This window comes from Citrobacter sp. Cf125 (genome assembly GCF_030333935.1).
GTDB lineage: Bacteria > Pseudomonadota > Gammaproteobacteria > Enterobacterales > Enterobacteriaceae > Citrobacter > Citrobacter freundii.
On sequence record NZ_JAOWEY010000016.1, the window covers coordinates 276,066 to 290,037 of the forward strand.

The 13,972-nt window shown below is 46.7% G+C and carries 13 protein-coding genes; 8 read left to right on the forward strand and 5 right to left on the reverse strand.

Annotated elements, in window-relative coordinates; translation table 11 throughout:
- The first annotated feature begins 1 nt into the window (after position 1).
- Positions 2-937, forward strand: coding sequence for a divergent polysaccharide deacetylase family protein (locus OGV89_RS02450; RefSeq protein ID WP_003844541.1), 936 nt, complete (start codon positions 2-4; stop codon positions 935-937).
- Here OGV89_RS02450 and OGV89_RS02455 read toward each other — a convergent pair whose 3' ends face one another.
- The 3 genes from OGV89_RS02455 to kbl form a co-directional block, all read right to left on the reverse strand.
- Positions 938-1,975, reverse strand: coding sequence for a glycosyltransferase (locus OGV89_RS02455; protein ID WP_003844540.1), 1,038 nt, complete (start codon positions 1,973-1,975; stop codon positions 938-940).
- 192 nt (positions 1,976-2,167) lie between these two features.
- Positions 2,168-3,193 carry an L-threonine 3-dehydrogenase gene (gene tdh / locus OGV89_RS02460; protein WP_003024132.1) on the reverse strand — a complete coding sequence of 342 codons (1,026 nt, stop codon included), beginning with the start codon at positions 3,191-3,193 and terminating at the stop codon, positions 2,168-2,170.
- Between the two features lie 9 nt (positions 3,194-3,202).
- Positions 3,203-4,399 carry a glycine C-acetyltransferase gene (gene kbl / locus OGV89_RS02465; protein ID WP_003837635.1) on the reverse strand — a complete coding sequence of 399 codons (1,197 nt, stop codon included), beginning with the start codon at positions 4,397-4,399 and terminating at the stop codon, positions 3,203-3,205.
- A gap of 215 nt (positions 4,400-4,614) precedes the next feature.
- On the opposite strand from kbl, the gene rfaD reads away from it, so the two are divergent.
- The 7 genes from rfaD (at position 4,615) to OGV89_RS02500 (ending at position 11,875) form a co-directional block, all read left to right on the forward strand.
- Entirely contained in the window at positions 4,615-5,547 is a 933-nt protein-coding gene (gene rfaD, locus OGV89_RS02470; RefSeq protein ID WP_003827312.1) for an ADP-glyceromanno-heptose 6-epimerase, read from the forward strand.
- Between the two features lie 12 nt (positions 5,548-5,559).
- The gene (rfaF, locus tag OGV89_RS02475; RefSeq protein ID WP_003837632.1) at positions 5,560-6,606 is read left to right on the forward strand and encodes an ADP-heptose--LPS heptosyltransferase RfaF; all 1,047 of its coding nucleotides are present in this window, start codon (positions 5,560-5,562) and stop codon (positions 6,604-6,606) included.
- Positions 6,607-6,609: 3 nt separating this feature from the next.
- Positions 6,610-7,578, forward strand: coding sequence for a lipopolysaccharide heptosyltransferase RfaC (gene rfaC, locus OGV89_RS02480; RefSeq protein WP_003844539.1), 969 nt, complete (start codon positions 6,610-6,612; stop codon positions 7,576-7,578).
- Between the two features lie 16 nt (positions 7,579-7,594).
- On the forward strand, positions 7,595-8,878 hold the full coding sequence (locus tag OGV89_RS02485) for an O-antigen ligase family protein (RefSeq protein WP_226988870.1): 1,284 nt from the start codon (positions 7,595-7,597) through the stop codon (positions 8,876-8,878).
- Positions 8,871-9,473 (forward strand): glycosyltransferase family 2 protein, encoded by a 603-nt coding sequence (locus OGV89_RS02490; RefSeq protein WP_286558086.1) that lies wholly within the window; start codon positions 8,871-8,873, stop codon positions 9,471-9,473. The genes OGV89_RS02485 and OGV89_RS02490 overlap by 8 nt, the downstream gene beginning before the upstream one ends.
- 401 nt (positions 9,474-9,874) lie before the next feature.
- A complete protein-coding gene (gene rfaQ / locus OGV89_RS02495) occupies positions 9,875-10,930 on the forward strand; it encodes a lipopolysaccharide core heptosyltransferase RfaQ (RefSeq protein WP_003844537.1) in 1,056 nt (351 codons plus the stop codon).
- The gene (locus tag OGV89_RS02500) at positions 10,931-11,875 is read left to right on the forward strand and encodes a glycosyltransferase family 8 protein (RefSeq protein ID WP_003844535.1); all 945 of its coding nucleotides are present in this window, start codon (positions 10,931-10,933) and stop codon (positions 11,873-11,875) included.
- A 26-nt stretch (positions 11,876-11,901) separates the two neighbouring features.
- Here the strand turns inward: OGV89_RS02500 and OGV89_RS02505 are convergent, their stop codons facing one another.
- On the reverse strand, positions 11,902-12,894 hold the full coding sequence (locus OGV89_RS02505) for a glycosyltransferase family 8 protein (RefSeq protein ID WP_003844533.1): 993 nt from the start codon (positions 12,892-12,894) through the stop codon (positions 11,902-11,904).
- A 47-nt stretch (positions 12,895-12,941) separates the two neighbouring features.
- A complete protein-coding gene (locus OGV89_RS02510; RefSeq protein WP_003837616.1) occupies positions 12,942-13,961 on the reverse strand; it encodes a glycosyltransferase family 8 protein in 1,020 nt (339 codons plus the stop codon).
- Positions 13,962-13,972: the final 11 nt, after the last annotated feature.

Genomic DNA, 13,972 nt, shown 5'->3' on the forward strand with positions numbered 1-13,972 from the left:
TTTGCCACAACAATTTCGTCGTCTACTACTCTCTCTCGCCAGCCTGCTGGCCTTCGCAACACCTGTTTTTGCTGGCAAACTCGCCATCGTCATTGATGATTTCGGCTATCGCCCACACACTGAAAACCAGGTACTGGCGATGCCTTCTACCATCTCCGTTGCCGTTCTGCCTAACGCCCCACATGCACGAGAAATGGCAATCAAAGCACATAACAGCGGGCATGAAGTATTAATCCATCTGCCAATGGCGCCGCTGAGCAAGCAGCCGTTAGAGAAAGATACATTACGCCCTGAAATGAGCAGCGAAGAGATTGAGCGAATTATTCGCGACGCGGTAAGCAAAGTACCGAATGCGGTCGGTCTGAACAACCATATGGGCAGCGCGATGACCTCCAGCCTGTTTGGCATGCAGAAGGTGATGCAGGCGCTGGAGCGATACGATCTCTACTTCCTGGACAGCATGACCATTGGTAACAGCCAGGCAATGCGCGCAGCGTCAGGGACCGGTGTGAAAGTCATCAAACGCAAAGTCTTCCTGGATGACACGCAAAACGAAGCCGATATTCGCCGTCAGTTTAATCATGCCGTCGAGCTGGCGCGCCGCAACGGTTCCGCAATCGCCATTGGCCATCCTCACCCGTCTACGGTTCGTGTCCTGCAGCAGATGCTGTATAGCCTGCCAGCCGACATCACGTTGGTTCGCCCAAGCAGCCTGCTCAATGAACCGCAGGTGGATACCTCCAGACCAAACCTCACGCCACCGAAGAACGGTATACCTGATGCGCCGCGTAATCCTTTCCGCGGGGTGAAATTATGCAAACCGAAGCAGCCGTTAGAGCCGGTGTACGCCAGCCGCTTCTTCAGCGTGCTCGGCGAAAGCATTAGCCAAAGCACGCTGGTGCAGTATATGCGCCTGCAGTGGCAGGGCTGGCAATAATCAGTCTTTGCTATCCAGCGTTAAATGAGCCAGGCGGCGCGGCGTCAGTGCTTTATCGCGCCACTGGCTAAAGCGGATGGCCCACAACAGCACCTGATAACCCAGCTTAACGCTGCAAATATTGCTTACCATACGCTTGAACATACCCGACACGAATACTTCAGCAATCATGCGCTGGCGGATTTTCTCGTCCGGTTCTTTACGGATGCAATGACAAACGCGTAGCGCTTCGTAAATCACCTGCTGTTTGAACTCCGGGTAAATGGGAATGCGCCCGGCGTAATCATGATTCATCTTATCCAGCAGACGGGTAATTTTGATGTAGTGGCGCTGGTAAGCGAGATTTTTCAGCCCGGTGCGCGGCAGACGGCTAACAGATGCGCCGTGCAGGAAGTATTTATACAGAGGGATTTCCGTGTAACGCGCGCGCTTCGCATTAAACATAAACTCCGTCGTCCAGATAATATCCTGGTGATGCAGGCCAGACAGGAAGGTCAGCCCCGCGTCGCGGATAGTCTGATGACGATAAACGCCCATCCAGACAACGTGTCGCCAACGGCGGCTGGCTAACGCTTTGCGTAACCAGTCTGGCCCGGTCATCACGCCGGTAGAACGAATACGATCGGTAGGAATGGATGCCCAGGTGTGGCCGGTTTCCGCAATACACCAATCAGCGTTGCACTGCGCAACATCCAGGTTGTCTTTCAGCGCCATAGTCATCAGCGTTTCATACATTTCCGGATAGGCAATATCATCGCCGTCTACGTACGCGATGTACTCCCCCCTGGCGACTTTCATCCCGGTATTGCGCGCCGCCGAAACGCCCCCATTGCGCTGGTGCAGCAGATGAACGTGTGGATAACGATCCGCATAAGACTGAGCAAGCTCCGCAGAGTTATCCGTAGAGCCATCATTAACAATGATGATCTCCAGGTTCTTCCAGGTTTGCGCAATCAGCGAATCCATACACGCAATGAACGGTTCACCCGTGTTGTAAAGCGGCATAATGACGCTCAGGAGACCAGGGATATAGGTCATATCAAATCCAGCCAGGCAATAGAGTAATCGGCACTTTTTAGCATATTAAGCGGTAGATTTTCAGAAAAAATTATTAATTCTTTAGCGGAAAATGCGCCGGGCGGGGGAGATTGTGCAGGCAAAAAACGCCCCGGATGATTAATGATAATCAACATCCGGGGACAACACACAGAATCCACAGGGTGGATACGGTTAATCCCAGCTCAGGATCACTTTCCCTGACTGGCCTGAACGCATCGCGTCAAAGCCCTGCTGGAATTCATCGATGGAGAATCGATGGGTGATGATCGGCGACAAATCCAGACCAGACTGGATCAGTGCAGCCATTTTGTACCATGTCTCAAACATCTCACGACCGTAGATACCTTTAATAAACAGTCCTTTAAAGATAACTTTCGTCCAGTCGATGGACATATCAGATGGCGGAATACCCAGCATAGCAATACGGCCACCGTGATTCATGGTGTCCAGCATAGCGCGAAACGCTGGCGGCGCCCCGGACATCTCCAGGCCCACATCAAACCCTTCGGTCATACCCAGTTCAGCCATCACGTCGGTCAGATTCTCTTTCGACACGTTGACCGCGCGGGTGATACCCATTTTGCGCGCCAGCTCAAGGCGATACTCATTAACGTCGGTGATCACCACGTGGCGTGCGCCAACGTGCTTCGCGACTGCCGCCGCCATAATACCGATTGGACCCGCACCGGACACCAGTACATCTTCCCCAACCAGATCGAACGACAGCGCCGTGTGCACTGCATTACCGAACGGATCGAAGATAGACGCCAGGTCGTCGGAGATATTGTCCGGGATTTTAAATGCGTTAAATGCCGGGATCACCAGGTACTCCGCAAAGCAGCCCGGACGGTTTACACCGACACCGGTCGTATTGCGGCACAGGTGAGTACGTCCACCGCGGCAGTTACGGCAATGTCCGCAGGTGATATGACCTTCGCCTGAAACGCGATCGCCGATTTTAAAGCCTTTAACTTCCTGACCGATGCCAACAACTTCGCCGACATATTCATGCCCAACGACCATCGGTACTGGGATGGTTTTTTGCGACCATTCATCCCAGTTATAAATGTGAACGTCAGTCCCGCAGATGGCTGTTTTACGGATTTTAATCAGCAAATCGTTATGACCGACTTCCGGTTCAGGAACGTCAGTCATCCAAATGCCCTCTTCCGCTTTCAGTTTGGATAACGCTTTCATTTCACATCCTCAGGCAATAACGCCCAGTTGTTTACCAATGCGTGTGAACGCCTCAACAGCACGCGTAATCTGCTCAGGGGTATGCGCCGCAGACATCTGGGTACGGATACGCGCCTGGCCTTTTGGAACCACCGGATAGAAGAATCCGGTAACGTAAATCCCCTCTTTTTGCAGTTCACGAGCAAAGTCCTGCGCGATCACTGCATCACCCAACATCACCGGGATAATCGCGTGATCGGCACCGGCCAGAGTAAAGCCAGCGGCAGACATTTGCTCACGGAACTGACGTGCGTTCGCCCACAGGCGGTCGCGCAGGTCGCTGCCTGCTTCAACCATTTCCAGCACTTTAATGGAGGCCGCAACAATCGCTGGCGCCAGTGAGTTGGAGAACAAATAAGGACGGGAACGCTGACGCAGCCACTCAACAACTTCTTTGCGCGCTGCGGTGTAACCACCGGATGCGCCGCCGAGTGCTTTACCCAGCGTACCGGTGATGATGTCCACGCGACCCATCACGTCACAGTATTCATGGGAGCCACGACCATTTTCGCCGACAAAACCGACGGCATGGGAATCATCAACCATGACCAGCGCGTCGTATTTATCCGCCAGATCGCAAACGCCTTTCAGGTTAGCGATCACACCATCCATAGAGAACACGCCATCAGTGGCGATCAGGATATGACGAGCGCCCGCTTCACGTGCTTCTTTCAGGCGAGCTTCCAGTTCCACCATATCGTTGTTGGCGTAACGGAAACGTTTTGCTTTACACAGACGAACGCCATCTATGATAGAAGCGTGGTTCAGGGCATCGGAAATAATTGCGTCTTCTGCGCCCAGCAGCGTTTCAAACAGGCCGCCATTGGCGTCGAAGCAGGAAGAGTAAAGGATGGCATCTTCCATACCGAGGAATGCCGCCAGTTTTTGCTCCAGTTGCTTATGGCTATCCTGGGTACCGCAAATAAAGCGAACCGAAGCCATACCAAATCCGTGAGAATCCATACCCGCTTTTGCCGCTGCAATCAGCTCCGGGTGGTTAGCCAGTCCCAGATAGTTGTTCGCACAAAAGTTAATAACGTGGCTTCCGTCCGCCACGGTGATATCCGCCTGCTGGGCAGATGTAATAATGCGCTCTTCTTTAAACAATCCTTCCGCACGTGCGGTGTCGAGATCGTTGGTTAACTGTTTGTAAAAATCCCCACGCATTTCAATTCTCCAGACTGGGCAAATTTCAGCACATATTACCCAAAGCTATACGTTGATACGAGATGACGCATCATCACTTCTTCAAAATGAAGCATAAATCACGTGTACCCGCACGGCTTATCGGTGAATGGCTGAAGCCTGAGCCATGTAGTGATATGATAGAAAGTATTCGTGTCTGAGATTGTCTCTGACTCCATAATTCGAAGGTTACATTTATGATCATCGTTACCGGCGGCGCGGGCTTTATCGGCAGCAACATCGTTAAGTCCCTGAATGATAAAGGCATCACCGACATCCTGGTGGTGGACAACCTGAAAGACGGCACCAAGTTTGTTAACCTGGTGGATCTGAATATTGCTGACTACATGGACAAGGAAGACTTCCTGATCCAGATTATGGCCGGGGAAGATTTCGGCGATATCGAAGCGATTTTCCACGAAGGCGCATGCTCTTCCACCACCGAGTGGGACGGCAAGTATATGATGGACAACAACTATCAATACTCTAAAGAGCTGCTGCACTACTGCCTGGAGCGTGAAATCCCGTTCCTGTACGCGTCCTCTGCCGCCACCTATGGCGGTCGCACTTCTGATTTCATCGAATCCCGTGAATATGAGAAACCGCTGAACGTCTATGGCTACTCAAAATTCCTGTTCGACGAGTACGTTCGTCAGATCCTGCCAGAAGCCAACTCTCAGATTGTTGGCTTCCGCTATTTCAACGTCTACGGACCGCGTGAAGGCCACAAAGGCAGCATGGCAAGCGTTGCTTTCCACCTCAATACCCAGCTTAACAATGGCGAAACACCAAAACTGTTCGAAGGCAGCGAAAACTTCAAACGTGATTTCGTTTACGTTGGCGATGTGGCTGCGGTAAACCTGTGGTTCCTGGAAAACGGAGTATCAGGCATCTTTAACCTCGGTACCGGTCGTGCGGAATCTTTCCAGGCCGTTGCTGACGCAACGCTGGCGTACCACAAAAAAGGCAGCATTGAGTACATTCCATTCCCGGAAAAACTGAAAGGCCGCTACCAGGCGTTTACTCAGGCAGACCTGACCAACCTGCGCGCAGCGGGCTATGACAAGCCATTTAAGACCGTTGCTGAAGGCGTAACGGAATATATGGCCTGGCTGAACCGCGACGCATAAGGCAGGCAATCTATGAGGATTCTGGTGGTTGGCCCGTCTTGGGTGGGCGACATGATGATGTCGCAAAGTCTCTATCGCACGCTCAAGGCGCGCTATCCCCAGGCGATAATCGACGTGATGGCACCTGCATGGTGCCGTCCGCTGTTATCGCGGATGCCGGAAGTCAATGAAGCGATCGCGATGCCGCTTGGGCATGGCGCTCTGGAAATTGGTGAACGGCGTAAGCTCGGTCATAGCCTGCGTGAGAAGCGCTATGACCGCGCTTATGTGCTGCCCAACTCGTTTAAATCCGCGCTGGTGCCCTTTTTTGCAGGTATTCCGCATCGTACCGGTTGGCGTGGTGAAATGCGCTACGGCCTGCTCAACGATGCGCGCGTGCTGGATAAAGACGCATGGCCGCTGATGGTCGAACGCTATGTGGCCCTGGCCTACGATAAAGGCGTGATGCTGTCGGCTAAAGATTTGCCGCAACCCCTGCTGTGGCCACAGTTGCAGGTCAGCGAAGGTGAAAAGTCTCTGACCTGTAGCCAGTTCTCCCTTTCTGCCGAACGCCCCATCATCGGTTTTTGCCCAGGTGCGGAATTTGGTCCGGCGAAACGCTGGCCACACTACCATTATGCTGAACTGGCAAAACAGCTGATCGACGAAGGTCATCAGATTGTGCTGTTTGGCTCGGCAAAAGATCATGAAGCCGGAAATGAAATCCTGGCAACGTTAAGCGTTGAGCAGCAGGCCTGGTGTCGTAATCTGGCGGGCGAAACGCAGCTGGAGCAGGCCGTTATTCTGCTTGCCGCCTGCAAAGCGGTCGTCACCAACGACTCTGGATTAATGCACGTTGCCGCAGCGTTGAATCGACCTCTGGTAGCGTTGTATGGCCCAAGTAGTCCGGACTTTACCCCGCCGTTGTCGCACAAAGCGCGGGTCATTCGTCTGATTACGGGCTATCACAAAGTGCGCAAGGGCGATGCGGCAGAAGGCTATCACCAAAGCCTGATTGACATCACACCCCAGCGTGTACTGGAAGAACTCAACGACCTGTTGTTACAAGAGGAAGCCTGACGGATGCGGGTTCTGATCGTTAAAACGTCGTCTATGGGCGATGTACTGCATACGTTGCCCGCATTAACCGATGCGCAGCAGGCTATTCCGGGTATTCAATTTGATTGGGTGGTGGAAGAAGGATTCGCGCAGATCCCTTCCTGGCATGCAGCCGTTGACCGGGTCATCCCAGTGGCGATTCGCCGCTGGCGTAAAGCCTGGTTTTCAGCGCCGATTAAAGCCGAGCGTAAAGTGTTTCGCGATGCGGTACGTTTGCAGCAGTATGACGCGATAATTGATGCGCAGGGTCTGGTTAAAAGTGCGGCGTTGGTGACGCGTCTGGCACGTGGCGTCAAGCATGGTATGGACTGGAGTACGGCCCGCGAGCCGCTGGCTAGCCTGTTTTATAATCGCAAACATCACATTGCCAAACAGCAGCACGCGGTAGAACGTACGCGTGAATTGTTCGCCAAAAGTCTGGGATATGCCAAACCGCAGTCGCAGGGTGATTACGCTATCGCTCAGCATTTTGTGAATGAATGTAATGCTGATACAGGCCAATATGCCGTATTTCTGCATGCCACAACACGTGATGATAAGCACTGGCCAGAAGCCAACTGGCGGGAGCTGATTGAGCTGTTAAATAATACGGGCATCCGTATTAAACTCCCCTGGGGCGCCCCTCATGAAGAAGAGCGCGCCAAAAGGCTGGCGGAAGGTTTTCCCTACGTTGATGTCCTGCCGCGAATGAGTCTGGAAGAGGTTGCTCGCATTCTGGCGGGGGCAAAGTTTGTGGTGTCGGTTGATACAGGTCTCAGCCATTTAACCGCCGCCTTGGATCGCCCCAATATTACGTTGTATGGCCCGACAGACCCGGGATTGATTGGTGGATATGGGAAGAATCAATACACACAGCAGAGCCATTCCGGAAAATTGCAGGATCTGGACGCAAGCTTAGTCAACGTATCGCTAATTGATAATAATTTGCTTTAACTTTAAGAGACGAACCATGCTTCGCCAACACATGTTTTCTCGTTTTGTTTGTAGTATAAAAAATAATCCATTCGATTTTATATACGTCTTATTTTATGCTGGGATCCTGGCAACTCTTGCGATGGTCCTGGTCAATCCAGATGAAGCGCTGAAGGTATTTATTTTCTCCACGGCTCTGTCTCTGCCGCTTATAGGAAAAAATATAAAGCATGTGTGCAGTAACAAACAAAATCTGGTTTTGCCTGTTATGTTGCTGCTCTTTGGTTTACTCCAGATTATTTGGGTAGAAGTATTTAAACAATCTGGGTCAGCCTTTACCGGTGCCTATCGTTCATACCAGAACGGTGGCAAAGTGATGATTTTTGCCGCACTGGTTATGACAGCTCTGACCACGCGAGAGCCGTGTGCCAACAAAACACGCATTACCAGTCTCTGGACGATTCTTACCGCAATAGGCTTGTATCTTTTCGCAGGCTACGAGGCTGCCGGAGCACCAGATATTATGACCTACCGTGTTGCGCTGGGCTTTGAACATCCAACCGGAGCGGCTTACGGCCTGACATTTATCGCTTTGTTAGCATCACAGGCCATCCTTAATCTGCGACTAAAACACACTGTTTCACTCTATCTTTTGCATTTTTTGCTCTCCCTTGCCGTCATGGTTACGACACAGACCCGAGCGGCCATTCTGATCTATCCAATCCTGAGTATTGGGTTGTTTTTCATCCACTACCGACATAATCGCAGAATGTTATTAAGAGCATTGCTTGCCTTCGTAATACTCGGCGGTTTGGCAACTATTCCGTTAAAATCGGTTATTGAGGTGCGTTACCAGAATCTGATGGCCGACTTGCATTCTTACAGCCAGAATAACAGTAATACATCAATTGGTGCGCGATTTGCGATGCAACAGGTCGGTATTGAAGCAGGAAACGCACACCTCTGGGGACAATCGCTTGAACAACGAGATGCAGAAATCAAAGCGTTCGCATTACAAAATGTCACAATGCAAGGGGCTCTCGCCTATGTGGACGTCCACCTGCATAACGAAGTCATTGATACCTTCTCGCTGAAAGGCATCCCTGGTGTTGTTGTGCTACTCTTGCTCTATACTGCCATGTTTTTAATAGCTTACTGGCAACGTAGTCCTCTGTTGTTCGTCGTCTCAGGCGCTATCGCTGTCTATGGCTTGAGTGATTTATTATTGTATGCCAAAGGTGAAGCCCTGAGCAGCGTACTGGCGTTATGTGTAGCAGCAGTACTGAGCTCGAATCCAACAAGAGATCGATGCCATGGTTAACACTTCCGGTTATTTACTGAGCATTATTATACCTACATACAACAACGCTGAACTCATCACAGCGACATTGGCGTCTATACATCAGAGCATCACCGATGATGTAGAGGTAATAATTGTTAATGATGGCTCTACGGATTTAACCGAAGAGCGTATAAATGCGTTTTACCGCGAAAAAGATTGCCATAATGTTAAATATATAAGCCAAAAAAATCAGGGCGTTGCAATCACTCGTAACGTTGGGCTTGCCCATGCGACAGGGAAATATATTGGCTTTGTAGACAGTGATGATATTGTCTGCCAGAATTATTTTACAATTCTCCTGCCTAAGTTAAGAGACGAAAAATATGACATTATCGAATTTAACTTAACTCGAGATATAAACAATTTGTATAAAAACGCGCCGGAAATGGAAAACAACATTGCCCAGCGCGAAATAATATTATCAGATGATAATTACGCCCCTCTGTTACCAACATTCAAGGCTGGGCAATGGCATCTGATGACAAAAATCTTTCACCGCAATATCATTGGTAGCGATAAGTTCGAGGAACATCATCGCTACGAAGACGTGATTTTTTGCCCATTCCAGTATTAAGATTCTAAAAATCGAGAATAAGCTATATTACTACCGAGTAAATGATAAAAGCATTACCGAGAACATTATTGATAGTGACGCTGACAGCATCTTCTTTGCTATGCGAAAAATGTATAAATATATTAATGAAAATAGATCTAAGCGTACTGTTGCGACATTTATGATTATCAATTGTTTTCTCGAAGGACGTAAAATTTTACGCAAGAAAAAGGGCTATTATCGTTATAGCGAAAGTATGCTAAATGACATTCAGAATGCACTTGCATGCTGCGATACGAAAATCGTTAAGAAGAAAATAATTCTGAAGATGAAATATCCCCATATCGATCGTTCTATTTCTGAAACAAGATATAAGATACTATCTGCTTGTAAAAGCTTATTCTTGCGAAAGGGATTTTAACATGTTTGAAAAAGTTGACCGGGTTCTTATTTGCAAGCTGAAGTTTTATGGGGATGTTCTGCTAACTACACCTGTTATTGCCAGCATTCGGGCTCGTTATCCGCAAGCTAAGATCGATCTGCTACTCTATAAAGATACCAAAGCAATCTTAGCCGCCCATAAAGATATTAATAATTTTTATCTGATTGAGAAAAAGCAAGGCCTGCTGTCAACAGTGAAAAATTACCTTTCAGTGCGTAAACAACTGAAGAAAAATCACTACGACCTGATCGTTAACCTCACCGAACAATGGCCGATCGGCGCTCTTATAGCCTCTTTACGTTGCCCTTCAATTGCTTTTGAGCGCGAAAAAGATCTGTGGAATCGACTTTTTACGCGAGTAACGCCATTCATTGGAACGCATATTGTTGAACAAAATTTATCTATTCTAAAAGGTATCGGGTTTAGCGAAACAGAACTAAAGAAAGAGATGTCTCTTTGTTATCGCCCTGACGACTATCAACATATAGTTACCCAACTCCCGGCATTGCCGTCACAAAAATATGTCGTTATTCAACCCACTGCCAGACAAGAGTTTAAATGCTGGGATGATGATAAATTCGCGCATGTTATAGACCACCTGCATCAACGCGGTCTGCACGTCTATCTTACCTGTGGGCCAGCGCTAGGTGAGCAGCAGCAGGTTCAGCGCATTGCTGAACTGTGTCAATCTTCCCCTGACCTGACGCTGGCAGGTAAAACCACCTTTTTGCAGTTGGCTGCATTGATCGATCATGCAGTTCTGTACATTGGCGTCGATTCTGCTCCTATGCATATGGCAGCGGCGCTAAGGACACCGCAGGTCTGCCTGTTTGGCGCCACCAATTATCAACAGTGGAAGCCATGGTCGGATAAAGCCTTATTGATTTGGGCTGGCGATTATCATCCGATGCCTTCTCGGGATGAACTCGACAGATCAAAAAAATATCTCACATGGATACCGGAGCAAGCCGTGATTGACGCTATCGATACGGTACTTCATGATAGTGACAATATAAAAGGTAATGAGAAAACATAAATGGACAGCAAAAAAAACGTTATTAACATTGCTTACTGTACAGATGCCAATTATCTGGAGTATGTAGCAGTGTCCATTATGTCTGTCATAATGAACAACCCGGGGCAAAACCTGTCATTTTTCGTTTTTGTCTATGACGTTACTGACGAAGAAATCAAGAAACTGCGCTCAACCAGTGATAAAATTCAGGTTATCAATATAGATAAAGAAGAGATTGAAAAGTATAACAATGACTTTGCAATCAAACACCTGAACCGTTCTACCTATATGCGTCTGGCCGTACCGCGCTTACTAAAAGATAAGGTTGAACATTTTATCTATTTAGATGCTGATACACTATGTTTTGATAAGCTCAATGATATTGGTAGCATTGATATTAGCAACGTCATTTCTGCTGTCAGTCACGACTCTCTCGATATTCACGATACAAAAAATGCCAAGCGTCTGGGCCTGAGTACTGGTAATTATTTCAACGCCGGTTTTTTGTATATCAATATTGAAAACTGGGTCAAGTATGATATTGAAAATAAAGCAAACACGGTGTTATTTGAACAAGGTAAATCCTTACCTTACTTTGACCAGGATGCATTGAATATCGCAATGGACGGTAACGTTAAGTTTATTGATAACAGATGGAATTTTTTGTTCAACTGGTTTACCGATCAACAAAAAGAGATATTCTTCTACCAAAAAGATATTCTGCCAAGAATTATCCACTTCACTGGTGGAAGGAAGCCCTGGTATAAAGAACATACTGGGCTTTCACAGCAACTTTATCTTTTCTACCATCATTTCACACCATGGCGAAACACAGAAATGCGTTCTTATGCTCCACGCATGAGACCTACTGATTATCGGGTCTATTCACGCCAGGAAGCTAAAAAAGGGAATTATTGCGCCTCGATCAAATGGTATTTGAAATACCTTAAGACTAAATTACGTTAATAAAAAACTCCCTTACGGGAGTTTTTTTACTTACTTTTTAATTTTTCCCGCAAATAACCAATATAGCTTATTACCGAGGCGAAATACTTCCCTTGTAATCTTTCATGCCTTGATTTCTTTTTATATTGTTTTGGCGTTCTGGCTGGTAGCAATGGAACATCCGCCCAAGGTGAAGCCTTCCAGGCCTCAACAAAGTACTGTGCCGAAGGATAGTTTGCCCAAGAGTTCCACGGCTTAGTCACGCCAACATAGTGAATTAGAACAGTATCAGGTGTAATATATTCTTTATATTTCGCAAGATCTCTGCTTTTTAATTCTTGCTTAATTCCATAGATAGCATTGAACCTTCGCTCCAGAAAAAGTACTTTTTTAAAGAAAAGAATATTCAAGACATCCTGATCCGGGAATGAAAGTTTATTATTTTTGTCTAATAAGATATCAAAAGCTGCATTGATAAAATTCTGCTCTTTCCACTTTTTTAGGTTTGCAAATATGACACCTGAATTGAAATAGTCTTTATTTATCTCAATATCTCTGGCAGGGCTATCATCCACATCGGTAATTACCGCTGCAACATATTCTCCAAGATCAATCTGCGTGAGTTCAAAAAGTGAACCTTTACACATTACATCCGCATCAATGTATAAAAGTGAATCAATTTTCTCACCAAGATATTCAAAGGCAATAAACCTGAAGTACATTGCGTGTGACCAGGCGTGACCACTTGGCAAAACTTTTAACCCATTAGCATCCATAACATAAATTGAGATGTTTGTGGAAAATTGCTCTGCTAATTTAGCTATCCGCTGCTGGTAATCAGCATCAATGTAGTCAGTAAAAAGATGAAAATGGATATTTAAATCTTTATTATTCAATAGTACCGATGTCATCGAAATTGCAGCACCAAACATAAAATTCCTGTCAACACCCCAGGCGATGTTAAGTTGTATTTTCTGTTCGGTCGGCGCTTGATTAAACTCAAGTATCTTTTTTATAGACTGATGACAATCAAAGTTCATTCGCTACACCTATTTAATCGATTATCAATAAGTTACTGTTTCTATATTCAATATGCTTTTGAATTGTGTAACTTATTTTTTATATACATTACATGACTAAGTACCGAGCGAATATATTTACGCTGCACTCTTTCATGCCGTGACTTACGTTTATACAACTTTGCCGTATTTGCATTTAACAAGGCTTGTTCCGCCCATGCGGATTTTTTATATGCTTCGATGAAGTATTTAGCTACCGGATATTTAGCCCATGTATGCCATGGTTTAGTGACACCGACGTAATGTATTAAAACAGTATCCTCAGTAATATAATCCTGGTATATTTTATCGTTTTTATTTTTTAGTTCCTGATCTACACCATAAATGCAGTTAAAATCTCGTCTCAGGAAAATCACATTACCAACGAACAATATATTTAGGACATCCTGGTCAAAATACAAAAGTTCCTTTTGGCGTTTATCTAAGATAGAAAAAGCCTTCGTCAATAACTGCTGCTCACGCCAAACTTCCAGATTCGCAAACACCACTCCGGAGTTAAAGTACCCATTACTCAGTTCAGGAATACCGAGCCTATTGCCGGACTTAGTACGTACTTCATCAATATCATTGATAACAGCGGCATATTCTCCACAGAAATTAATCTCGGTAAGCTCGCGAAGAGAGCCTTTGCAAATAACATCTGCATCAAGATACAGTACGGAGCTTAACTCTGTGCTTAAATATTCAAATGCGAAATAACGATAGTACATTGCATAAGTCCATGCTTTTGTACTCGGCAGTTCACGAAACGCCGCGTTATCGAACACAAGAACCGTCACAGTCGTACTATACATTTGGGTCAGGCGTTTTACACTCTTCAGATAATCGTCATCTATATAGTCTGTTACTATATAAAAGTGAATATCAATATCAGGGTTATTCACTAATACTGAGGTCATTGAAATACCAGAGCCAAATAAAAAATTACGGTCGACACCATACGCAACACTTAATTTTTTACTCTTCTCATGCGTAGAGCTGTCTATGACGTGTTTTTGGATAACTAGCTTTTGGAAATCAATGTTCATAGTAAAATGGC

Bases quoted from the DNA above. Each gene is read 5' to 3' on its own strand.
- OGV89_RS02505 (WP_003844533.1), bottom strand. From the start codon at position 12,894: ATGAACTTTGATTGTCATCAGTCTATAAAAAAGATACTTGAGTTTAAT.
- rfaD (WP_003827312.1), top strand. From the start codon at position 4,615: ATGATCATCGTTACCGGCGGCGCGGGCTTTATCGGCAGCAACATCGTT.
- OGV89_RS02510 (WP_003837616.1), bottom strand. From the start codon at position 13,961: ATGAACATTGATTTCCAAAAGCTAGTTATCCAAAAACACGTCATAGAC.
- OGV89_RS02500 (WP_003844535.1), top strand. From the start codon at position 10,931: ATGGACAGCAAAAAAAACGTTATTAACATTGCTTACTGTACAGATGCC.
- tdh (WP_003024132.1), bottom strand. From the start codon at position 3,193: ATGAAAGCGTTATCCAAACTGAAAGCGGAAGAGGGCATTTGGATGACT.
- rfaQ (WP_003844537.1), top strand. From the start codon at position 9,875: ATGTTTGAAAAAGTTGACCGGGTTCTTATTTGCAAGCTGAAGTTTTAT.
- kbl (WP_003837635.1), bottom strand. From the start codon at position 4,399: ATGCGTGGGGATTTTTACAAACAGTTAACCAACGATCTCGACACCGCA.
- OGV89_RS02490 (WP_286558086.1), top strand. From the start codon at position 8,871: ATGGTTAACACTTCCGGTTATTTACTGAGCATTATTATACCTACATAC.
- OGV89_RS02455 (WP_003844540.1), bottom strand. From the start codon at position 1,975: ATGACCTATATCCCTGGTCTCCTGAGCGTCATTATGCCGCTTTACAAC.
- rfaF (WP_003837632.1), top strand. From the start codon at position 5,560: ATGAGGATTCTGGTGGTTGGCCCGTCTTGGGTGGGCGACATGATGATG.
- rfaC (WP_003844539.1), top strand. From the start codon at position 6,610: ATGCGGGTTCTGATCGTTAAAACGTCGTCTATGGGCGATGTACTGCAT.
- OGV89_RS02485 (WP_226988870.1), top strand. From the start codon at position 7,595: ATGCTTCGCCAACACATGTTTTCTCGTTTTGTTTGTAGTATAAAAAAT.